Below are 22,577 nucleotides of genomic sequence, written 5' to 3' on the forward strand. Positions count from 1 at the left end.
GGGGTCCACAACGGTCACAGTAATATGCTTTTCAAGTTGTTTTAAGCGTCTGAAAATTAACGTGCGATGGGCCCATGGACAGGCCATCGAAACAAATAAGTGATAACGACCAGACTCTGCCTTAAAGCCTTCACTACCAGAGGAGCCAGCCTTACCATCGGGCGTTACCCAATGTCGAAACTGTGCGTCTTCGCGTATAAATGCGCCATCCTTACTTTGATACCACTGATCATGCCACTTACCGTCGACTAATAAACCCATGCTTAGCTACCTATATTCAAAACAGAATATCAGTGTAGTTGAGTAATTTGTTTAAAAAAACTAAAATAAAATGATGTTTATATTCAAAAATATTGATGTTTAATGACGGATAATCTGCTCAGTCTTGATGCCTTACAGGTGGTTGACGCTATTGCTCGCAAAGGCAGTTTTGCCGCGGCCGCTGCATCGCTATATCGCGTACCCTCAGCCCTTACCTACACGGTTCAGAAGCTTGAACAAGACTTAGCGATACAGATTTTCGTTAAAAAGGGTAGAAAAGCCCAATTAACGCCAGCAGGGCAGTTATTATTAGAGCGAGGCCGCGACATATTAGCCGCTACAGAGCAACTGGTGCTCGATGTAAAAGAGTTGCATGGCGGCTGGGAAAGCCAGCTAAATATTGGTATTGATACCAGTTTTGGCGTGGCTGCAGCTACCGCTGATCTGCAGGCGCTGATGCAGCAGCGACCTGAGATTCAGCTTGATGTAAGCGAATTTGTATTGAATGGCGCCTGGGAGGCGCTCATTAATGAGACAATTGATATTGCGATTGGCGTGCCAGAAAAGCCAAAAGATATCAACGCGGTGCATGTATTTCCTTTGATTGAGGATGATTGGGTATTTGCCATTGCAGCTGATCATCCATTGGCGGCTCATCAGCAGCCTATAAACCAAGTCGATATTGCTCAATACCGACAGGTTATTATTAAAGATCAAGCCAACACCCTGCGATTAAAAGCGCTGCGCCAGCTCAATAGCTCAAAGTTCATTAAAGTTGAAAACTTACAGGCAAAAATAGCTATGCAGTTAGCAGGACTGGCCATTGGCTTTTTGCCGAGGCGCGCAATTCAGCATGAGTTAGCCACTGGCGCTTTATTAATAAAACCGCTCGACAATGAAATGGCTGCGTTAGTCAGTAAGAGTCAGTTATATGTTGCAGTCAGGCACGGAGATCGTGGAAGAGCTTTAGAGTTTTTGTTAAATTCACTATTAAATCATTAAGTTGCTGGTGAGATATGACCAGATGGCTGATGTGGCGGTCGGATATTGCAGCATAAATACTGTAGATAGCTTTACAGTTTTATCGCTGTCGCCTACTTTGAATAATAAATATAAAAAAGGATTTAGATATGATCAATAGATGGCTAGTAGCGTCAATTATTTGTTTTAGTTCCCATGCTTTTGCAAGTCTCTGCGATGGTCTGCCGTTTTATAAGGCCGAAGCTGAAGCACGTGGCTATGATATGCCCTTAGGCTGCGGTTTATCGGTAGTGTATAACCACCTTGATGAAGAAATTGCAGTTGATGGTATAAATTTATTATCGAAAAATTCTGCTAATCAATCTCAGCTAAATGCATTCATAGGACAAGCCGGTTTAGATATTGAAGAGCTGATTATAGAAGTTGATACTACCATCTTACGCTTTGATGTCTGGCTATTACCGTTTTTAAATGTATATGCCTTAGGTGGGCAGACCAGCGGCACGGCTGACGTCTCGGTAAATATTGCTAACGCCGCCTTGCTAGACCCTACTCTAGCATCGCAATATACATTCGATGTTGATTTTGAGGGCGATACGCTTGGGCTTGGTTTTACCTTGGCCTATGGCGTAGACAAATTCTTTGCATCGGCTGATGTTAACTACTCGCAAACCGACGTTGACGTTTTAGACGATAATGCTTCTGCGTTAGTAAGCTCTCTGAGGTTTGGCTATCAGTTCAACCGCAGTCTTCGTTTATGGACCGGCTTGATATATGAGGATATCGAGGAAACGGTGAACGGCCCTATTCCTGATGGCCTTATCCCGCCTGAAATTGTAGGTGCACTTGGCGGTATCGAGCTTGACAAATTTGAGACCGATACACGCGCTAACGATCCAATTTCAAATATCTTTGGCCTACAGTACAATATCAACAAGCATTGGAATTTTGGTTTAGAAGGTGCAGTCGGTGACCGTTCGGGTTATCTAGCACAGCTTAACTATCGCTTTTAAGCAGAAATAACAGAAATAATAAAAAAGGCGCCATCTAGGCGCTTTTTTTATATTTAGGCCTGCTGTTTGTTCAGGCCTTCAGCTAGTTGTTGCCACTCGGCTTCGCTAGGGCCATGTAAGGCTGGGTAGTCGCGCCAATAATACTGCAGCGTGTCTTTTGGCCAATTTTTATAAATGTATTCCCAGCTTAGTTTTTCTATGCGCCAAGCGTGGTGGGGTGCTAAGTTGCTGGTAAAAACAGGTGCCCCGTAATCACAAAATCGCGTGTCGATACTTAATCGCACTACACTATCTGAGGTGTTAGGTTCAGCTTTATGCACACAACAGGCGTGAAAAAGAATCACATCCCCTTGTTCAACATCTGAAACATGCCAAGTATCTTCATGCGCGAAAATTTCGCATTGCACACCGCCTACGCCATTAGCTTGCGTGACTTGACGTACACCTTGATGATGCGATTTCGGTAGCACCATTAAACGTCCCATATCTTTGCCAATATCGTGAAGCGCTAGCCAGATGCCTGCCATTGTATTTCCAGCTTGATGCGAGTGCGCATCTTGATGTGGCGGTGTTTCAAAGCCAAGTTTACGCGGTGTTGAAATACGTGCCATTTTCATGGGATACACAAATACCTTATCGCCGGCTACGATTTGCATTGCCTGCTGCATATCTTGCTGATGAAAAATATCTTGAAACAAGGGTAGTGCTTGTATGTCTGGATAAACCTGATCAAAAAAGGGATCCGTCTCAAAAAAAGGTTTACCGTTTAATATGGGTTGTCGAGATGCCTTGTTAAAACTAACTTCGGGTGCAAGCAGGTCAATTATTTGCTGCATTAAAGCCTCGCAATCGTGAGTATTCACTGCAGCTTTAATGTGCAGGTATCCAAAGTCCTGGAATCGCTCGCGCAAGATCGCTAAAGGCTCAGATAGCGTTGATAGGATAAGCGGCTCGGTTTTCATCAGTCACTCTCCTCGCAACGCAGCTTTAATGCCTCGGTCATCGCGCTGAAACCGTGTTTTAGACGTTTGTTAAGTAAGCCACCGATTAAAGGCGCTAGCAGGCCTTCTAAGCGAAAAATTGAGTGGTAGAGGCAGCTAGCAGGTTGATCAGTTTCGAGCTTATGCTGTCTTGTGCTGTAAAGTAAGCCAGGAATATGAACCCCGTATTCCATGAACGACTTGCCATCATTATGGCGAATGGTTTCACGCTGCTTGAGGGTAAATGGCAACAGTTTAACCCACATAAAAATTGCCTTGCCAGGCTGTAAACTTGATTCGCAGCGCAAGACAAAGGGGTTCCATTCCGGATAGCGCTCAAGTTCGGTCAAAACCTGCCACACAGATGATGGTGATGTTGCAATGGAAGTCTGTAAAATGATTTCGTATTTCATACTATGCTAAGCTATTGCGGGAATATTGAGTGCTCTATAAGGTTTGTAAGGGCATACTAACTATTCGTTATGATAACAGGAAAAAAGCTGCATGCCGCAAGACCCCGGGTCAAATCAACCCAATCATGAACAGGATGTCACAAAGCGTTCATTATCTGGCCATCGCTTTATGAAACTAGGTTTTCAGGTATGCACAATGCTCATGCTTCTCAGTGCCATCACGCTGGCAATCGATAGCTATCGATTAACATCGCGTGATAATCATACCCTCACACCTGCCATCATGCAGCATATCAAGCAGCAGCTAAGCTCGGCTGATCAATTAGCCTTAGCCGCAGGCAAGCCTGTGTTAGTGTATGTATGGGCTACATGGTGTGGCGTTTGTAAATTAACATCAAAAGCTGTTAGTAATCTTACGAGCGATTATCCAGTCGTTAGTATTGCTTTAAAATCAGGTACTCCAGCCTCGGTTGCGGCCTATCAAGCTCAGCATGATATTGCGTTTCCAGTAATTAACGATGCTAATGGCGCCGTTGCTCAGCAGCTTGAGATAAAGGGTACACCGAGCTTTTTGATTTTGGACAGTCATGGCAAAATTCACTATTACAGTGTTGGTGTGAATACCGAGATTGGCTTGCGGGCCAAGCTGGCCGTATTTGATCAAACTTAATATCTAAAAACGGAATAACTCATGTCAGCACCAGCGACACTTTATTATGCCTATGATCCTATGTGTTCATGGTGCTGGGCGTATCGTCCAGTATTAGATCAAATACGTAACGCCTTGGCGGGAAAAGTACCGATAGTAGAGCTTTTAGGTGGATTAGCTGCCGACAGCGATGTCGCGATGTCGGCGTCTATGCAAGAAAAAATCATTGCTACCTGGCAGCGTATTCACGCATCTCTTGGTACCGAGTTTAACTTTGATTTTTGGCAAAAAAATATACCGCGCAGGTCAACCTATCCGTCCTGTCGTGCGGTTATTGCTGCTGCAAATCAGCACGCTGCTCAAGCCATGTTATTCGCCATCCAGCAGGCATACTATTTACGGGCGATGAACCCTTCTGATGAAGACGTTTTATTGCAGTTGGCCGATGAGCTAGGCTTAGACTTCTCACGTTTTATGACGGATTTGACAGCCCAGCAAACCGAAGATGAATTGCAGAGGCAGTTGAGTTTGGCGCGAACCATTGGCGCCGATAGCTTTCCTAGTTGGATCTTCTGGGATGGAGAGTATTATCATCCGGTGCCGATTGATTACGAGTCGGCACACAGCACATTGGCAGCTATCACTGAGCTGCGAGGTCAGGGCTTAAGCGAGAGCGATTAAACTTTCAATGCTTAGGTGGCCAAGGGCGCTGCTCTTCACTGGCTACCCACTCATCAAGCCATGTAGAAGATGTAAATTCAAGTTGCCCGGACTGCATAGCATTTTGTACTGTCTCGGTATCAATGACTCGACCCTGTTCGGTTACGCCAACTCGAATCAGGATTGATGAGGCAGGTTCACCATTAACCCACATAGATTGTGTCATATACACCCAGCGTGGATCAAAATTGACAATGCTGGTACGCATAAGAACCTTGTCGAATATTTTCACCCGTTTGCGATAACGAACAGTACTGCCTGCAACCACGAGTCCCCATCGCTTTTCACGCAGAACGCGGCTGAAACCAGTGCGCAATGAAAAGTGTAAACGACCAAGGTCATATAGGGTTAAGACCCGACCATTATTCATCTCAAAAAAGATATCTAAGTCCCAAGGCCAACAGCGGAAGCTTACTTCAGTGGTGTCATTATATTGTGCCGGTGAAGAATGTTTATTCTCCTTCAGGGCGGTAACAGAGGCGGCTAGCAAACGTAATATAGGATACATAGCTGTTAAGGGTTGATTTTAATCAGTTCAATGTCAAAAATAAGCACCGAATTAGGCGGTATTTTACCTGCAGCGCGTTTGCCGTATGCCAGCTCAGAAGGGATAAATAATCTGAGCTTGTCCCCTTCAGCCATAAGCTGCAGACCCTCAGTCCAGCCACGAATCACTTGTTGTAAGCCAAATTGGATGCTGTTGCCGCGATTGACCGAACTATCGAATACCGTGCCGTCAATTAAGCTGCCGTGATAATGCACTTCAACAGTATCGTTAGGTGATGGAGTAGGGCCGCCATCACCTTGAGACAAAAACAGATATTGCAAGCCTGAGTCTGTGGTTTGGATACCCTCTCGTTGCTTGTTTTTCGCCAAGAAGTCGCGTCCATCTGCCAACGCTTTTTGCGATGCTTGGCTTTCACCTTTTAAAAACTTAAAAGCAAAAATTACGGCAATCACTAAGCCGATAATCGCGAGGCTTTTTAACATCAGTTGCTCCTTAAAAATAGAAGAGATTATACGTGTTTATCCGCCAATATGTGCAGAAAATTCTTGCTTAGATATTTCTATATAAAGATCGCAAGTAAAAGCTAAAAATTATAACCAATATATAATGGCTGCTTGCTTTTAAGCTTTATAAACGCTCATCAATTAACGATACTGCGCGGCTGTAATGAATTCACCAAAGCTTTCACACCAGATAATGACGCTATTATAATTATTAATATCAATTGTCTCGGGAAGATTTATCGCAAATCCGTTAAAGCTGTTAATTGCCGATACTTGAATCATCGTGTGTTTTTGTTCAACAAATGCTTTCTCGGTTTCTATGAATTGTGGCGACAGGTATAAATAATAATCAGGCCCTGGCGCAAGCTTACCGTTAAAGCTAATAAAATTTTTGCCTACTGATACCTCGCCGTCACCCCAGTGCAAAGTATCGCTGTCGGCTAAGTCTCGTCTGAATGTCGCCTGAAAATGAGCCAGGGAAGACATGCTTGATAATTCTGCAGCAGAAGGAGGCGGTGCTGCGGTTAAGATGGGTAAAATATAGATGCCGAGCATAATGCCTAACAGCCCTACTATGCTGTGTGAAATTAGTAATAAAATGCTTTTTAGTAAGTTCATATATGTAATTTCTGTAATCAATATAGCAACAATATTATTTAATTCTTTAACTTGTTATTCATCAATACCTTCATTTATTGCATTGTATTGGTCTGAATAGATTAATTAATCATGCGGCGCTGGCGCCACTAACTTACTCACTACTATGTTGACCAAAGGGGCAACGATTAAGACGCAGGGGAAAGCCACAACAAAAGCAAAGCCCCAGGCCTTAAGCCAAATCAGGCCTATGCCTTCAACCCAACCGATATTGAATAAAGTGATGACAATCGACATCAGGCAGGACATAAATAAAGCCATAAAAAAAGAAAATACAACGGGGCGGTATTGGCTGGCTAACATATCTATCTACTCAAGTAGGTTTATGTGAAAATTCTTTTTATTGAGGGTCTAACTTATATATGGTTTAACTTTTTTACATGGTCTAACTTCTTCTCACTTTCATGGCCTAGCTGCTACATGATTTATAAACCTTACAAGACCACTGGCTTATGCGCTGTCTTCGGCTTGAATATATGCGCTTGAATATATGTACTCAAATATATGCATAAGGTTAATGCTATGCTCACTGCGATTAAAGTTACTATGGTGAGTAGCAAGGCATCAAATATCATCAAATAAAAAGATTATAGAGCAGCTTAACGCAAATTGCGTTTCAAAGGGCTGCTGAGGGGTAATTTCTTGGCTATTGGATAAAAAAATACCCGCATAGTGCGGGTATAGATATTCATTACGGCTGATCAAGCTATCGGGCCATATAAATATAAGTAAGTTTATAGGCCTAGCTTTTTCTCTAAGTAGTGAATATTCACGCCCCCTTCAATAAATGCAGCGTCGTTGCAGAGGTCGCGTTGCAGAGGGGTGTTAGTTTTGATGCCCTCGACCAACAGTTCATCCAGCGCACAGCTCATACGAGCTAGTGCCGCCTTGCGGTCTCGTGCGTGGGTAATCACCTTGGCAATCATAGAGTCATAATGCGGCGGTACGCTATAGCCAGAATAGATGTGTGAATCAACCCGAACGCCTAAACCACCAGGCGCGTGGTAATGCGTAATTTTGCCAGGGCTTGGCATGAAGGTGTTTGGATCTTCCGCATTGATTCGACATTCAAAGGCATGGCCTTTGATGCTGACATCTTGTTGCTGAATGCTCAACTTTTGGCCCGAGGCAATACGCAGCTGTTCTTTGACAATGTCGATACCGGTCACCATTTCGGTGACGCAGTGCTCAACTTGCACACGAGTATTCATTTCAATGAAATAGAAGCGCTCATCTTCGTAAAGAAATTCAAATGTGCCCGCGCCTTCATAGCCAATGTCGAGGCAAGCTTTGGTGCAAGCATCATATACCTCTTGCCTTACAGCATCGGGAATCTTCGGTGCAGGTGCTTCTTCAATCACTTTTTGATGCCGGCGCTGTAAAGAACAGTCTCGATCTGCAAGGTGAATCGCATTACCCTTGCCATCTGCCAGTACCTGAATCTCAACGTGACGTGGATTCTCTAAGAACTTCTCCATATATACCGTTGCGTCGCCAAAAGCAGTCTTCGCCTCTGTTTGCGTTACATGGATAGAGTTTAACAATGAGCCCTCGGAATGCACGACGCGCATGCCACGTCCACCACCACCTGCAGCGGCTTTAATAATGACGGGATAACCGATTTCACGCGCGATACGCATAGTGCGTTCATTGTCATCGGTGAGTGGACCATTTGAGCCTGGTACGGTTGGCACGCCGGCCTCCTGCATCGCTGCAATGGCGGCAACTTTGTCGCCCATCATGCGAATACACTTAGCTGATGGACCGATAAATTTAAAGCCTGAATTGGTGAGCTGTTCGGCGAAGTCAGCATTCTCGGCTAAAAATCCGTAGCCAGGATGCACAGCTTCTGCACCGGTAACCTCGCAGGCAGCAATAATTGAAGGAATGTGCAAGTAGCTTTGCGGAGATGGCGCTGGGCCAATACATACCGATTCGTCAGCCAGGTGAACATGCATTAAGTCTTTATCGGCAGTAGAGTGCACAGCGACAGTTTTGATGCCCAGCTCTTTGCAGGCTCGTAACACGCGAAGTGCAATCTCACCCCGGTTGGCGATGAGAACTTTATCTAACATTTGGATGGCCTCTTTATGCAATCACAACCATGGGCTGATCAAATTCTAGCGGTTGGCCATCTTCAACCAGAATAGCTTCAATTACGCCGGATTTATCGGCTTCGATTTGGTTCATCATTTTCATGGCTTCGACAATACAGATCACGTCACCGGCTTTAACACTTTGGCCAACTTCAATAAATGGCGCAGCATCGGGTGCAGGGGAGCGATAAAAAGTGCCAACCATCGGTGAGTTAACGGTATGACCTGCCGGTGCAGCACTGGCCGGTGCTGGGCTTTCAGCGCTAGCGGCAGCGGGTGCGGCAGCGGGAGTCGCAGCGACGGGTGCAGCAGCCACTACCTGTGGAGCAGCAACCGTTGCTACGCCGGTATTACGGGTGATGCGAACCGATTCTTCACCTTCTTTGATCTCCAGTTCATCGATATTCGACTCTTCGAGTAGTTCGATCAATTTTTTTACTTTTCTGATATCCATGGTTTAACTCTTATTGTTGTCGCTAATTGTTGTCATTAATTTGTTCAACGCCGCTCGCTAAGTTTCGCTAAGTTTGGCATTGGCGTTTCAAAGTTTGCCTTATTCGATGTTGCGCTGTTGAATTAAGTCGATAGCGGCGGTCATCGCTAAGGCGTAGCTATTAGCACCAAAGCCTGCGATAACCCCCTCGGCAATATCGGCGAAAAAAGACTGATGGCGAAACGCTTCGCGTTGGTGGATGTTTGATAAGTGCAATTCAATAAAGGGCAGTTCAACAGCCAAGATGGCATCGCGTAATGCAATGGATGTATGGGTAAATGCGCCGGGGTTAAATAATAAAAACGCCGTGTCATCGTGTCGTGTTGCATGAATGCGCTCAATGAGATCGGCTTCACTATTGGCTTGCAGTGTTGCAAAGCCTAACCCAGCCGATTCCGCAAGTTGGCTTAGCATCTGGTTTATATCGTCCAGCGTCTCATGGCCATAGCGTTCAGGCTCACGTGTGCCAAGAAGATTGAGGTTGGGTCCATGAAGCACGAGCACAGAAGCCATTGCATTCACCTTTTTATAAAATTGCGAAACATTCTGCCTTGTAGAAATCGCGCTGTCTAGTGATTGCTAAAAAAAAGCGAAGATCGCGACACGATGACGTCATTTGGCGCCACCGAGTTCTTGTAAATATTGCTGACAGTGGCTTAAAGATGGCTTTGAAAACTAAACTTAGTGCTAAAAAGCTATGTTATAGCTTTTCATGGCGCCTAAAACGCAGTAAATATTCAGGGTGAAAAAAGTTAGTGTGTACTCACTTTATTTTTTGAATGGCGTCGAGTACCAATTGATCATTGAGTAGCTGTGGCAGGATTTGCGCATCGGCCTCAGGGTCTGTTGGGAAAAGTAGATATAGCGGTATGCCAGAGCGACCATATTGCTCCAGTAGCTCAGTAATAGCAGGGTCATAGTTAGTCCAGTCGCCAACCATATACTGAATGCCTGCGTCACGAAACGCCTGCTGAATATGTGCATTACCCAGCGTACGTTGTTTATTCGCAAGGCAAGTGATACACCAGTCAGCGGTGAGTTCAATAAAGACGGCTTGCCCTTGTTGACGCAATTGTTTCAGAGTGTCAGCAGAATAATTAATATGTCCAAGCGCTAATTTTTCACTGCGCTTTGATTCTGCGCTTTGCAGCATCGGGCTGGCAATAAACAGCGCAATAGCTATGCAGCCTATGATGGCAATAACTCTGCCAAGTGGGTGTTGAAATTTTAAGCACCATATAATAAATACCACTGCAGTAAGAGCGAGCAACATGGCGGCCAGGGTGTTGCTTGAGGTTTGGTTTGAAAGCACCCACAGTAGCCAAATGACCGTCAGATATAGTGGGAAGGCGAAAAATTCTTTCAGCTTAACCATCCATAGGCCTGGCTTTGGTAGCCACTGCTCGAGCGTTGGGATGAAAGTGATCAAGGTTAAAGGTAGCGCCATACCAAATCCTAGCGCTACAAATACTGCAATTGCCGCAGCATTACTTTGAGTTAAGGCGAAGCCAAGTGCTGAACCCATAAATGGTGCCGTACAGGGGCTGGCAACAACAACGGCTAGAACCCCAGTGATAAAGGCCGAAAAACACTGCCCGCCGTTAGAACGTGGCGATGTAGTAAGGTTCTGACCCAGCCCCATGAAGCGGCTGCCAAGTTCGAAAAAACCAGAAAGTGACAAACCCAGGGTGAAAAACAATAAGCATAAACAAGCCACCAGCCAGGGCTGTTGCAGCTGAAAGCCCCAGCCAATTGCCAGCCCAGATTGGCGTAGTAAAAGCATCAATCCAGCAATCGCGGCAAAGCTTAATATCACGCCTGCCATGTAGCTGAGGCCTAGCATTCGATGAGATGCATTCGCTTGCTGTAACTGCATGAGCTTGATGCTCAGCACAGGCAATACACATGGCATCAAGTTTAGAATTAAGCCGCCTAAAAATGCACCCAGTATTGCCGCCCAAAAGCCAAACGATGCTGTAGTAGTCTCAGTGCTAAGTGATCCATTGCCAGTAAAATCTGTGGCCTTCGCTAACTGATCTTGATAGCGATTTGGATCGATAAAACTAAAGCTTTGCTGCTGCCAGTCTAACTGCACATACACATCATAAGGTGGATAGCATAGCCCGGCGTCAGCACAGCCTTGCGATTGAAAGCGAAGTAGCTCAGGCTGCTGATCGCGCGGAAACGTCAGTGGGATGACAACCTGATGGTAATAGGTTTCAACCTCACCAAAGTATTCATCCATTGTAAGCTTGCCGGCGGGCAGCTCAGCAGTTAAAGGCCATTCTTGCGCAGCGCCCCCGGCGTCATGTGAGGCAATATAAAATTGTTTAAAGCCATGTTTGTATAAGTAATGGTCAGCTGCAGCGAGCCAAATTGCTTTGAGGGTTACCGTATTGCTTTGCTCATCGCTGGCATCGCTGGAGTCGCTGGAATCGCTAAAGTCGAGCTGCAGTTGATAGGCTTGTTCTACGGGCAGAAAATCATCATTGCTGCCGTTTATAGCGGCAAATGTCTCCGCATTGGTTTGCTTTAGCAGCGGGCTAGTATTTTGTTGCGCATGGCTAAATTCGACGACACAGAGCAGTAATAATGCTAGGCCAGTTAAATAAAAAAGGCTCAGGCGAGGTGAGTGAATTTTGGCTGTGAGCACATAAGTTGTTAAAAAATTTGGCATAAAAATCGGTTTATTCAGTCGTGACCTTGTAACAATGGCATGATTAAAGGTAATTAAGCTTGCCTTATTTTTTGCGTAAATGATACGTCGCTTGCGCTATAATCAGCTTTTATTTATCAGAGTAAGTGGCGGTGATTAACACAATGTTATACCAAAAAAGTGCCTACGATAGTGCCCGTAAAATTAGCCTGCAGAAATTTTTGTGCCTGTTGATTGTTTTATACAGTTGCACCATTAGTAAGCAGACTTTGGCTTGTGAGTCGCAGCATGCGCATGCTGAGGCAAGGCCAGCCAATGCCAACATAGAGNCAGTATCGGTAAGTAATGCCTATGTCAGAGGCTTGCCACCAGGTCAGAAAGTTACAGCGGCATTTATGTCATTAAGCAATACAGCTGAACAGGCACTCACGTTGCAGTCGGTCAGTAGCCCGGTTGCCGAAAAAGCAGAGCTGCATGAAACCAGCCAAGATGGTGTGCAGATGCAAATGCGTAAACTTTCGACCCTGTCGATAGCTGCAGGTGAGACAGTGATTTTTGAGCCAGGCGGTAAGCATATTATGCTAATGGGCTTGCAACAAAGTTTGAAACAAGGCGATACTGTGGAATTGCGGCTATGCTTTGTCGAGTTCTGTAAAATTATTCAAGCGCCTGTTGTTAGTGTGTTAAATGAAGCAAAGGGCCAGCATAAGCAAAACAAGCAAAAACAGCACCAGGATATGCTGCATCATCATATGCATCATTAGCAAGGTGCTAGATTAAAATAGTAGATGCTAGACTAAAATTGAGAAAGTTATGAATGGAAAATCGATAAGCCTTGCTGTGCTTTTAATTGCGGCATTATTCTTTGCTGGCGCCGTCTATTGGTCGCAAGAGCCAGATAGCTTTTCAGTGTTAGATGTTGGCATTGCAGAGGCCGAGAAGATTCAACGCCCGGTAGTGATCGGTGTTACAACGACCGCGAGTTTGATAACCATTATTGAAAGCTTGCTGCATAAGCCGGGCGGTTTTTTAGCAAATGATAAGCTGCCGCCATTTATTTTGATGGACAATATGCCCAGCTGGGAGTTTGGGGTGCTGGTTCAAGCTAGAGATATGACTAGGGCCATGCGAGACAGTATTAGTCGTTCACAGTCGCAGTCACAGGAAGATCCAGATTTAGCGAAGGCGGAATCACATCTAAATATTGCGCACACCTCATGGGCTTTCCCGGATGCTGAGTCAGAATATGCCACAACCGTGAAAAACCTACGTAGCTATATGACACGCCTTTCTGATGGTAATAATCAAGCACAGTTTTATGCACGCTCTGATAATTTACGTAACTGGCTGCGTATTGTTGAGGTGCGCTTAGGTTCCTTGTCACAGCGACTGAGTGCTTCTGTTGGCCAGCGCCGATTGAATACCGATCTTGCTGGTGACGATGCGGCTCAGCAGTCAACTAACGCCGAAGATGAACTGCATACCAAAACACCTTGGTTAGAAATTGATGATGTTTTTTATGAGGCAAGAGGTGCATCTTGGGCCTTGATTCATTTGTTGAAAGCGATTGAGGTAGATTTTGCTGAGGTGTTAAAGAAGAAAAATGCCGCCGTATCGGTTGCGCAGATTATCCGCGAATTAGAGGCGACACAGCAAACACTTTACAGTCCAATGGTGCTAAACGGTGGCGGTTTTGGCTTATGGGCAAATCATTCGCTGGTGATGGCTTCATATATCTCTCGTGCAAATGCGGCGACCATTGATCTTCGAGAATTACTGGAGAAAGGCTAGGGCCAAAACTTCGGCTTGAATTTTAGCTTAAGTTTGCAATCACGGTTCTAGTCTATCCTAACCTACATGGCTAGCAGTTTAAAGCTGGATGTCTGTCCATACTTCGAAGCTTTGATTCACGCTACTCGACATAGCGCTGTGTTTTAATTCTGTGATAGGTAGGCTAGCGTCTGAGCTTATCAGCTTTTTCAGCGCGCCAATTTTGGCATCACCCGAGGCCAGCAGAATCAACTGACGGCTGTTTGCTAACGTGGCATAACTGAGCGAATGACGCATCAATGGTGGCTTAGGTGAGTTATTGACGCTAATAGTTGACGCTGTCGCTTTTTTATCATTGTCGAGATTGGCTGGGAATAAACTGGCTGTATGCCCATCCTCACCCATGCCAAGTAAGCAAAAGTCTGCGGGTAAATATTGATCAATGCGAGTTTGGTATTCCTGAGCAGCTGCTTCTAAATCGTTTTGATTGGGTGTTAGGTTGGCTGCGGGCAGGACTTCTAAATGCCTTGCTCGTGAAGACAGTGCTGGCACGCATTGTAAAAAAAGTTGTGCATTGCGATCGCTATGCGTTGCCGGTAAAAAACGCTCGTCACCGTAAATAAAAACCCAGTCAGCAAAGTCGGTTTGTTTCCCTAGGGCGTGATAAATCGCCTGTGGTGATGAGCCACCGGCTAACACAAATACAAAGCGGCCCTGTTGATCTATACTGGTTTTAGCGCAGCGCAATATGTTTTCGCAAGCGGCAAGGCTGAGAGCCTTTGAATCAGTAAAATAGCGTACCGTCATTATTTGCTGTCACTATTGATCGACCAGCCTGTGTCTTGGCTGTCAAGCGTGTGTCGCCAGACCAATTGCTTGTCATGAAACAATTTACGCATATTTAATGGCCCCCAGCTGCCTGACTCGTATTGATCCAGCGGCTTATTGGAGGCTTGCCATGCTTTTAAAATAGGATCACAGATTTCCCATGCGGTATGGATTTCTTCACGACTGAGATAGAGGCTTTGCTCGCCTTCAAAAACGTCCAATAAAAGGTCATCATAAGCATCGCGCTTCGGATCTTTTTGTTGAAACCCCGCATCCATTGAGGTTTGTTCGACCCGCATATCAAGGCCTGGCTCTTTTACCGTCATTTCCATGCGAATATGTTGCTCTGGTTGTATGCTGAGCAATAGCCAGTTGGCGTTTTTGATTTGATTTTCGAATTGCCTGAAAAAACGGGACGGTGTTTTTTTAAAGCAGATGGATATTAAGGATTGCTTAGCTTTTAAACGTTTACCTGTGCGAACGTAAAAGGGTACGCCTTGCCAGCGCCAGTTATCGATGTGAAAGCGAACTGCTGCAAAGGTTTCAGTGGTGCTTTGCGGGTCAATACCATTTTCTTGCAGATAAGCCGGAACGGCTTGCTGTTTAATTGTGCCTTGATCGTATTGCGCCCGGTAGCAGTATTGATCTATGTCAGCGTTGCTCATGGGTCTTACGGCTCTAAGTGCTTTTATTTTTTCAGCGCGAAGGTCATCGGCAGAGGCCGACAGCGGTGCCTCCATCGCAATAATCGCTAACAGTTGCAGTATATGGCTCTGAATCATATCACGTAGAGCGCCATGACTGTCATAAAAGCCACCACGTGTGCCTACACCTAGTGTTTCACTGTGTGTGATCTGAATATGATCGATATAATGATGATTCCAGAGCGGCTCCATAAAAATATTAGCAAAACGAAACACGAGNATATTTTGCACCATCTCTTTGGCGAGATAGTGGTCAATTCTGAAGATCTGATCCTCATCTAAGTGGTCAGAGAGAATTTGTTCAGTTGCGGTTGCGCTAGCAAGGTCATGGCCAATCGGTTTTTCAACCACCACTCGGCGAATATGTTCATTGTTATTCAACAGGCGTTGATTGGCTAAATTTTCAATACAAATCGGTAGTTGTTCAGAGCCAATGGCTAAATAAAATACCATATCATTGGCAAACTTGTCGGCCTGCAAAAAACTGTCCAAACGCAAATACATATAACTGTCATTTAAGTTGCCAGTAAAATAATGAATGCGGTCTAAAAAAGCGTCTATGCAAAATGTCTGATCAGTCACTTCACTGGCTGTTTCAAGCTGCGGCAAGACCAGCTGTTGATACTGTTCGCGACTGATGTCTCTGCGGCCGCAGGCGATAATATCAAAAGCTTTTGGCATTCTCTGATGCTGAAAGAGCCTAAGCAGCGATGGCATCAATTTATGCAGCGTAAGATCACCCGTTGCGCCAAAAATAATGATGCTTAATGCATCGGGTAGTCTATGGTCAGGGCTATGCATCATAAGTGCCTGAGGTGGCTGAGCCATTTAAGCCGGCCCAGTCAGTATGAAAATACTGGCCGCGTGCTTGGTCACGTCGTTCGTAGGTGTGCGCACCGAAGTAGTCGCGCTGAGCCTGTAATAGATTTGCGGTGCTGTGAGACTCACGCAGACCATCTAAAAAAGACAGAGCAGCGCTAAGCGCTGGAACCGCTATGCCATGTTGAATAGCAAGAATTATCACATTACGTAAATCAGTTTCGTAGCTAGCTATAGCTTGTTTAAAATAATCGGCAAATAACAGGTTTTCTAAAGTAGGGTTGTCGCTGTATGCCTCTCGGATTGGATTTAAAAACTGGCTGCGTATAATGCAGCCACCGCGCCATATTTTTGCAATATTTGCTAAGTTTAAATCCCATGCATAATAGTTAGATGCGTCCCGTAACAGCATGAAGCCTTGTGCATAGGAGAGTATTTTTGCCAGCAATAAAGCATTTTCAACTTGCGACAAAAAGGTATCATGCTCTGGTTTGCTAGCAGTTGCGTTATTTTTGGGTAATACGCTGCTAGCTTGCAGTCTATCATCGAGTCTTGCAGATAGACTTCGTGCGTATACCGCTTCGGCAATTATGGTTAATGGTGTCCCATGTTCCATAGCATTGATGGCGGTCCAACGACCGGTGCCTTTTTGACCTGCAGTGTCCAGAATATAATCAATAACGGCATTGCCTTCGCTATCTTTGAAGGCAAATATTTCAGCAGTGATTTCAATTAAATATGAGTTTAATGGACCTTGATTGAAGCGGCTATAGCAATCAGCAAGTGATGCATTATCAAGCTGTAAGACGCTTTTTAGTAAGGCGTAGCTTTCCGTGATCAGCTGCATGTCACCATATTCGATGCCGTTATGAACCATTTTGACAAAGTGGCCTGCACCGCCAGCGCCCATCCATTCGCAGCAACTTTCTTGTTCAACTTGAGCGGCAATGGTTTGAAAAATATTCTTAATCGCAGGCCATGCCTTGCTGTCACCGCCGGGCATAATGGATGGGCCAAAGCGAGCACCTTCCTCACCACCCGAAATACCTGATCCAACAAACAGAAGCTCATGCGACTGACAAAGTTTGGCGCGATTCTCGCTGTCTTGAAAATCAGAGTTGCCGCCATCAATAATAATATCACCTGCATCTAACAAGGGAATTAATTGTGCAATGGTTTGATCAACAGCGGCACCGGCTTTTACCATGAGAATAATTTTACGCGGTTTTGCTAATGCTTGAACAAAATCGCTAAGACTTTCAAAGCCGTTCAGTGCGGTACTTGAGTCATTTGAGTGGTGTTGTAGAAAAGCTTCGGTCTTGCTAAAGCTGCGGTTGTATACCGCAATCGAAAAGCCTTTGTCACGACAGTTAAGCGCAAGATTTTGCCCCATCACGGCAAGGCCAATCAGTCCTATATCATGAGTCATGCAGTCTCCTTAACTAGCTGATATGTTAAACATCGCAAAAGATTATTGTCAGTTATTAACATATTCTTCTCGCGACCACTTCAATTATTTATGCAAAAGCTGTACCTGATAAATGCGATAATTTTCTGCGGATGTTGAGTAAAATTCTGAAGGCAGTTTTACTGCTGTTTGTTAGCTAGCGGGCATTAAATACTACCATGGTTTTGCCGCTCACTGAGATCAAGCCCTGTGCTTCTAAGGTTTTTAATACTCGCCCAGCCATTTCACGAGAACAGCCAACGATGCGACCAATTTCTTGACGTGTGATTTTAATTTGCATGCCGTCAGGGTGAGTCATTGCATCGGGTTGTTTGCAAAGGTCCAGTAAGGTGCGAGCAACCCTGCCGGTGACATCAAGAAACGCTAAATCGCCGACTTTTTGTGTGGTTGCCTGTAAACGATTGGAAATTTGTTTAGTAAGTTCCATNAAGAATATCGGCTGCTGATTAATTAAATGACGAAAACGCTCATAAGAGATTTCCGCTATCTCACAGGCAGTTTTGGTGCGAATGCAGGCNGTGCGGGTATTATCATTATCAAATATACCTGCCTCGCCAAGAAAGTCGCCTTTGTTTAAATAAGCGACAATCATCTCTCGACCTTCTTCATCCTCAAGTAGCACCGTTACCGACCCTTCTAAAATATAAAATAAAGAATGAGAGCGCTCGCCAGCAGAGATAAGGGTGGTTTTGCTTGGAAACTTTCTTATAGTGCAGTGCGACAAAAAGTCCTCTACTTGAGGAATATGCGGATTTAGCGGTGTATAAGTCATAATCAAAGTCTGTTTCTTATAAGTTTTACAGTCAACTCATCATACAAGCTTGATAGGTAAACACAAATATCGCCGCGAAACTTTTTTTAGTCACTCAGATATCGGTATCACAGCATATTGCATGGTTAACAAAGCGGGCGAGTAGGCGACAACTTTATTAAAAGAGATTACTGCGTGCCGTGAATAGATTGATGCTAGGCGAATAAAAAAAATGCTAAAATAAGCGCTTTTATTAGATTGAGAATGACTATGAAGGCACAGGTGAAATGGGTTGATAATGCTCAGTTCTTAGCAGAGTCGGGCAGTGGCCATAGTGTGGTTTTGGATGGGCCAGAATCGGCCGGGGGAAGAAATAGCGGCATTAGGCCGATGGAGATGTTGCTATTGGGCATGGGTGGCTGTGCCTCGTTTGATGTGATCAGTATTTTAAAAAAATCGCGTCAGCAGATTACTGATTGTCAGGCGTATTTAGAGGCTGAACGGGCGGATGCTGTGCCTGCAGTATTCACTAAAATTCACATTAAATTTGTGGTTTCAGGTCATCAGCTGAAAGAGAAGCAGGTTGCGCGTGCGGTGTCACTGTCGGCAGAGAAGTATTGCTCGGCATCGATCATGATGGAAGCTGCTGGCGTTGAAGTTTCACACAGTTATGAACTACTTGAGCTATCGCAGTCTGAATCAGGCTAACTGCGGCTTATTTTTTCCAAAATACATTAATCAATGCGCCAGCTATAATCAGGCTGGCGCCGATGATGGTCCAAATTGATGGCAGCTCGCTAAAGAACAGCCAGCCCAGAATGGCCGAAAAGACAACCTGAATATATGAATAAGCGGTCGCTTTGGCTGCCGCCTCTGTTTGCATCGCCTTCGTTAAGCCAACTTGTCCAAGCTGTGTGAATATGCCAATACACAGCAGTAGCCACCAGCTATGGCCAGTTGGTAAGACCCACTGGTCGCCAAGACCAATCAGCGCAATTGGAAGTGCAATCAGTGGGAAGTAAAAAATAATCACCGAAGCATCATCGGTTTGACTCAGTTTACGCACAATAACATAGGCCACGCCACTGCCAAATGCGCCTAGTATCGCCATTGCGACTGCAAAAGCAGGTAACTGCGATGTGTGTTGAGAAAATAATATCTCAGGATTTGTCATAATTAAAAGCCCTGTTAGGCTAAGCATGACGCATAGAATGGTCGATCGTTGCAAAGGCTCCTTTAAAAAAATAAAAGCTAACAGACCCGTGAAAACCGGGTGTAAATACTGGATAACGGTTGCATCGGCCAATGGTAAAGCGCTTACCGCATAATACACAGCTATTAAGGTGAATGCGCCAACTACCCCACGTGCGATGAGCCAGGGTTTGTTATTACCCCAAATTGAAATGCCTTTGCGCTGCACATCAATAAAACTCAGTGCTAGTGATACAAGCGCTCTGGCGGCTACAATTTCCAGTAAAGGTATGCCGTTATTGCTGACCTGTTTGACACAGGCAGCCATCAATGCGAAGCCAAGTGCACTTAGCAGCATATAGCGAACGCTTAAAGGAATTTTTTGAATAAATGGCATGCTGACAAATATGCTGTTTGTAATTTTGCTTTCTGCTTAGGGAGTGATCAAAGGCTTTAATTATAAAGTGCAAACGCCTGGCTGGCGAGACACTTGCCGTTGATGATGAGGCTAATTTGGTGCTGTCCTGGATAAAGCCGTCGAGTTGAACGATGTATGAATTGAATGGGCTTTTGCACTTGATGTTGAGGTTTAGCAATATGGTTAGAAGAAATTTGAAATACCTTGCGACTCCGACGCTGACCCTGGCGACAAAAATCAATAGCATATTCAATGCGACAGCGGCCAAGACTTTGTTGGTCTAGCTGAGTCAGTTGGCAGGCTAAAACGGCAGTAGCACCAATTTTAATCCGTTGTGGAAATTCAATTTGCTCCAGTTGAATGGCGGCCGACTGATCAAAACCGCACAATGATAGCGCTCTTTCGTTGCCTTGTTTTAATAGGCCGCGAAGCCCATGCTGAACCACCGGTAAAGCCTCCGCGCTCTTTTTTAGCCAGCTTTCACAGGTGTCTAGAGTTAACTCTGGATGCGTTTTGCTGATGTCGTTAAGATTGTTGGCAACCGATCGCCTAACATAGGCACTAGTATCAAGGTAAAGCATCGATAATATCGGTATGATGGGTGTTGGGTCACTAATCAGCATTGGCAATTGTGTGGCCCACGGTAAGCGTGGTCGACAGCCCTCTGAAGCGAGTCGCCTGACATGGTAATTTTGATCTTGGCTCCAGCAAAGCATTTGCCGCAACATAGCACGGCTATTTTGCGCAAGAAACGGTCGCACTGCAAATTCACTGGAGGAAAACATAGTCATTGCTGCCAGTGCGTCGAGGCTTGCTGACCAAGCTTCGGGCTTATGCGGGCCGAATTGTTCAACTACACCTGGGAAAAACATGTATTGGTAATTACCGGCAATGTTTTCTTTAAGCCGTTCGGCCTTTGAGGCCTCAGCATATCGCCCAAAATGCTGCGCGACTTGGCAAAGTAGCGCTAGCTTTTCTTTATAGCTGCCACTGATTGCATGATATAAGCAAAAGCTGAGCCTTGTCTGGCGTTGTTTCAGGGAAAAATCCTGCCAACTGTCTGTCTGAACCTGTTGGCAAAAATTTCGCGTGTCAAAGGATTTATCATATTCGGCGACTACCTGTGCAATCGCCATAATACGTTGTTGGCTGTAAAAATCTTTGAGCTTTTCGGTCATCGGTACCTAGCAGCGTATTCACTGCAAGCCTTGCTCATGGACTTTGGCTACTCTTATAACTCAGGGATCAGCTGGCTGAACTTTTCAATCATCGGCATAATGATTTCGGGCTTGTTCCAGTTTTCCATGCCGACACCGATATTACAGCGCGTGATACCAAGATCACGATAACGTTTTAATAAATCGCCACTGACTTCACTCATGACTACCATGGTGATTTCAACATCATCCGGCTTTCGGCCGTGATCGCGCACCAGTTGGTGAAAGTCTTTAATGCCTTGCTCCATATCTGGCATCGCAACATCTACAGGCATCCAGCCATCAGCCCATTGTGCCGCATGCTTAATGCCAAGCGGCCCCATCACGCCTAAAGTGAATTTTGGACCAAGCGCTGCCATATCACTACCTGAGGCTTGCTGTGGCTTAGGCTCAAACCACACTGGGTCAAAATTAATATACTCGCCATCATAGCTTGGCTCGGATTGATTAAATAACGTCCGCGTTGCTTCAACAATTTCTCGTAAGCCTTTATAGCGTTTGTTGAAAGGGATATGCGTGGTGTTTTCAAATTCTTCCTGATTCCAGCCAACACCGGTACCAATCATTAATCTGCCGTTACTTAATCGATCCAAGGTGGCGATCGTCTTGGCCTGTGAGAAAAGCTCGCGCTCGCACAGCAAGGCAATGCCAGTGCCCAGTTTTAAGGTTTCAGTGACGCTGGCGGCAGCCATCAATGATACATAGGGGTCTTGCATCTCTTTATAGGGTTGTGGCATCTCGCCGCCTGCTGGATAAGGCGTGCTGCGGCACATAGGGATATGGCTGTGTTCGCCATACCACAGTGATTCAAATCCAGCTTGTTCGAGAACTTTTGCCAGTTCGCGCGGGTCTGGATCCAGTGGTGTGTTCATTGAGCTAAAGCCAAGGTGCATAAGGATTCCTCTATTATTATGTATAAATGCACATATTTAATTGCACAGAACGACTGACGGCTTGGCATGCTATCCGATATTGCAAGCTACAGCATTCTAAAACTAAATATGATAAGTGGTTTTAGTCATGGCCTTTGATAACAGGCGCATCCCTTGTTTAATCGGCCATGGAAACGCTATGCCGCCCTGATCTAGCGCTTTATCGCCATGTGCTTGTTCATCGATCAGCATTTGTTCGAGTATCTGGCGAGTTTTGATATCTTCCTCAGGTATCTGCTCTAAATGCTCGTGTAAGTGCTGACACACCTGGTCTTCAGTGGCTTCAACAAAGCCTAAACTGACTTCATCATTGATAGCACCAGTGACCGCGCCAATGGCAAACGATAAGCTGTAAAATACAGGGTTTAAATAGCTAGTATGGCTGCCAAGATCATTTAGGCGTTCTTCACACCAGACTAAGTGATCAATCTCTTCTTCTGCAGCATCAAGCAGGGCATCGCGTGTTTCAGGATTTTTAGCGGTCAGTGATTGGCCTTGGTATAGCGCCTGTGCGCACACTTCACCGGTATGATTGATGCGCATTAAACC

Annotated in this window: 26 protein-coding genes; 7 read left to right on the forward strand and 19 right to left on the reverse strand. The window is 45.2% G+C overall.

The window, feature by feature from the left end:
- A partial coding sequence (locus HRU21_03740; GenBank protein NRA41403.1) for a glutathione S-transferase family protein occupies positions 1-261 on the reverse strand: 261 nt, incomplete at its 3' end.
- Positions 262-363: 102 nt separating this feature from the next.
- Here HRU21_03740 and HRU21_03745 point away from each other — a divergent pair.
- Both HRU21_03745 and HRU21_03750 read left to right on the forward strand, forming a co-directional pair.
- Positions 364-1,263 (forward strand): LysR family transcriptional regulator, encoded by a 900-nt coding sequence (locus tag HRU21_03745; GenBank protein ID NRA41404.1) that lies wholly within the window; start codon positions 364-366, stop codon positions 1,261-1,263.
- Between the two features lie 128 nt (positions 1,264-1,391).
- Complete coding sequence (locus HRU21_03750) at positions 1,392-2,255, forward strand: hypothetical protein (protein NRA41405.1); 864 nt, start codon at positions 1,392-1,394, stop codon at positions 2,253-2,255.
- Positions 2,256-2,308: 53 nt separating this feature from the next.
- On the opposite strand, the gene HRU21_03755 is transcribed toward HRU21_03750, so the two are convergent.
- Both HRU21_03755 and HRU21_03760 read right to left on the reverse strand, forming a co-directional pair.
- Complete coding sequence (locus HRU21_03755) at positions 2,309-3,217, reverse strand: phytanoyl-CoA dioxygenase family protein (protein NRA41406.1); 909 nt, start codon at positions 3,215-3,217, stop codon at positions 2,309-2,311.
- Positions 3,217-3,648, reverse strand: coding sequence for an SRPBCC domain-containing protein (locus HRU21_03760; protein NRA41407.1), 432 nt, complete (start codon positions 3,646-3,648; stop codon positions 3,217-3,219). The genes HRU21_03755 and HRU21_03760 overlap by 1 nt, the downstream gene beginning before the upstream one ends.
- A gap of 91 nt (positions 3,649-3,739) precedes the next feature.
- Here HRU21_03760 and HRU21_03765 point away from each other — a divergent pair, with 91 nt between their 5' ends.
- Positions 3,740-4,318: a protein disulfide oxidoreductase gene (locus HRU21_03765; protein ID NRA41408.1), complete on the forward strand. Its 579-nt coding sequence runs from the start codon at positions 3,740-3,742 to the stop codon at positions 4,316-4,318.
- 21 nt (positions 4,319-4,339) lie between these two features.
- Positions 4,340-4,978 (forward strand): DsbA family protein, encoded by a 639-nt coding sequence (locus tag HRU21_03770; protein ID NRA41409.1) that lies wholly within the window; start codon positions 4,340-4,342, stop codon positions 4,976-4,978.
- A gap of 4 nt (positions 4,979-4,982) precedes the next feature.
- On the opposite strand, the gene HRU21_03775 is transcribed toward HRU21_03770, so the two are convergent.
- From HRU21_03775 to HRU21_03810, 8 genes are all read right to left on the reverse strand, one after another.
- Entirely contained in the window at positions 4,983-5,525 is a 543-nt protein-coding gene (locus HRU21_03775; protein NRA41410.1) for an acyl-CoA thioesterase, read from the reverse strand.
- Between the two features lie 5 nt (positions 5,526-5,530).
- Positions 5,531-6,007 carry an FKBP-type peptidyl-prolyl cis-trans isomerase gene (locus tag HRU21_03780; GenBank protein ID NRA41411.1) on the reverse strand — a complete coding sequence of 159 codons (477 nt, stop codon included), beginning with the start codon at positions 6,005-6,007 and terminating at the stop codon, positions 5,531-5,533.
- 162 nt (positions 6,008-6,169) lie between these two features.
- Positions 6,170-6,646, reverse strand: coding sequence for a DM13 domain-containing protein (locus tag HRU21_03785; protein ID NRA41412.1), 477 nt, complete (start codon positions 6,644-6,646; stop codon positions 6,170-6,172).
- Between the two features lie 105 nt (positions 6,647-6,751).
- Positions 6,752-6,988: a DUF2798 domain-containing protein gene (locus HRU21_03790; protein ID NRA41413.1), complete on the reverse strand. Its 237-nt coding sequence runs from the start codon at positions 6,986-6,988 to the stop codon at positions 6,752-6,754.
- 431 nt (positions 6,989-7,419) lie between these two features.
- Positions 7,420-8,760: an acetyl-CoA carboxylase biotin carboxylase subunit gene (gene accC, locus HRU21_03795; GenBank protein NRA41414.1), complete on the reverse strand. Its 1,341-nt coding sequence runs from the start codon at positions 8,758-8,760 to the stop codon at positions 7,420-7,422.
- A gap of 13 nt (positions 8,761-8,773) precedes the next feature.
- Positions 8,774-9,235 (reverse strand): acetyl-CoA carboxylase biotin carboxyl carrier protein, encoded by a 462-nt coding sequence (locus HRU21_03800; protein ID NRA41415.1) that lies wholly within the window; start codon positions 9,233-9,235, stop codon positions 8,774-8,776.
- A gap of 99 nt (positions 9,236-9,334) precedes the next feature.
- Entirely contained in the window at positions 9,335-9,787 is a 453-nt protein-coding gene (gene aroQ / locus HRU21_03805) for a type II 3-dehydroquinate dehydratase (protein ID NRA41416.1), read from the reverse strand.
- Positions 9,788-10,037: 250 nt separating this feature from the next.
- Positions 10,038-11,951, reverse strand: a complete 1,914-nt coding sequence (locus HRU21_03810; GenBank protein NRA41417.1) for a protein-disulfide reductase DsbD — start codon at positions 11,949-11,951, stop codon at positions 10,038-10,040.
- 143 nt (positions 11,952-12,094) lie between these two features.
- Here HRU21_03810 and HRU21_03815 point away from each other — a divergent pair, with 143 nt between their 5' ends.
- The gene (locus HRU21_03815) at positions 12,095-12,694 is read left to right on the forward strand and encodes a copper chaperone PCu(A)C (protein ID NRA41418.1); all 600 of its coding nucleotides are present in this window, start codon (positions 12,095-12,097) and stop codon (positions 12,692-12,694) included.
- 49 nt (positions 12,695-12,743) lie between these two features.
- Positions 12,744-13,721: a DUF2333 family protein gene (locus tag HRU21_03820; protein NRA41419.1), complete on the forward strand. Its 978-nt coding sequence runs from the start codon at positions 12,744-12,746 to the stop codon at positions 13,719-13,721.
- Between the two features lie 78 nt (positions 13,722-13,799).
- On the opposite strand, the gene pgl is transcribed toward HRU21_03820, so the two are convergent.
- From pgl to crp, 4 genes are all read right to left on the reverse strand, one after another.
- Complete coding sequence (gene pgl / locus HRU21_03825) at positions 13,800-14,507, reverse strand: 6-phosphogluconolactonase (GenBank protein ID NRA41420.1); 708 nt, start codon at positions 14,505-14,507, stop codon at positions 13,800-13,802.
- Positions 14,507-16,033: a glucose-6-phosphate dehydrogenase gene (gene zwf / locus HRU21_03830; protein ID NRA41421.1), complete on the reverse strand. Its 1,527-nt coding sequence runs from the start codon at positions 16,031-16,033 to the stop codon at positions 14,507-14,509. The genes pgl and zwf overlap by 1 nt, the downstream gene beginning before the upstream one ends.
- The gene (gnd, locus tag HRU21_03835; protein ID NRA41422.1) at positions 16,026-17,480 is read right to left on the reverse strand and encodes a decarboxylating NADP(+)-dependent phosphogluconate dehydrogenase; all 1,455 of its coding nucleotides are present in this window, start codon (positions 17,478-17,480) and stop codon (positions 16,026-16,028) included. Before gnd ends, zwf begins: the two co-directional genes overlap by 8 nt.
- A gap of 175 nt (positions 17,481-17,655) precedes the next feature.
- The gene (crp, locus tag HRU21_03840; protein ID NRA41423.1) at positions 17,656-18,291 is read right to left on the reverse strand and encodes a cAMP-activated global transcriptional regulator CRP; all 636 of its coding nucleotides are present in this window, start codon (positions 18,289-18,291) and stop codon (positions 17,656-17,658) included.
- A gap of 249 nt (positions 18,292-18,540) precedes the next feature.
- Here crp and HRU21_03845 point away from each other — a divergent pair, with 249 nt between their 5' ends.
- Positions 18,541-18,978: an OsmC family protein gene (locus HRU21_03845; protein NRA41424.1), complete on the forward strand. Its 438-nt coding sequence runs from the start codon at positions 18,541-18,543 to the stop codon at positions 18,976-18,978.
- 7 nt (positions 18,979-18,985) lie between these two features.
- On the opposite strand, the gene HRU21_03850 is transcribed toward HRU21_03845, so the two are convergent.
- The 4 genes from HRU21_03850 to coq7 form a co-directional block, all read right to left on the reverse strand.
- Positions 18,986-19,858 carry a DMT family transporter gene (locus HRU21_03850; protein ID NRA41425.1) on the reverse strand — a complete coding sequence of 291 codons (873 nt, stop codon included), beginning with the start codon at positions 19,856-19,858 and terminating at the stop codon, positions 18,986-18,988.
- A 56-nt stretch (positions 19,859-19,914) separates the two neighbouring features.
- Positions 19,915-21,057, reverse strand: a complete 1,143-nt coding sequence (locus tag HRU21_03855) for a hypothetical protein (GenBank protein NRA41426.1) — start codon at positions 21,055-21,057, stop codon at positions 19,915-19,917.
- 53 nt (positions 21,058-21,110) lie between these two features.
- Positions 21,111-21,989, reverse strand: coding sequence for a TIGR03619 family F420-dependent LLM class oxidoreductase (locus tag HRU21_03860; GenBank protein ID NRA41427.1), 879 nt, complete (start codon positions 21,987-21,989; stop codon positions 21,111-21,113).
- A gap of 102 nt (positions 21,990-22,091) precedes the next feature.
- The coding region (coq7, locus tag HRU21_03865; protein ID NRA41428.1) for a 2-polyprenyl-3-methyl-6-methoxy-1,4-benzoquinone monooxygenase at positions 22,092-22,577 on the reverse strand (486 nt) is incomplete at its 5' end.

Source organism: Pseudomonadales bacterium (assembly GCA_013215025.1).
GTDB lineage: Bacteria > Pseudomonadota > Gammaproteobacteria > Pseudomonadales > DT-91 > DT-91.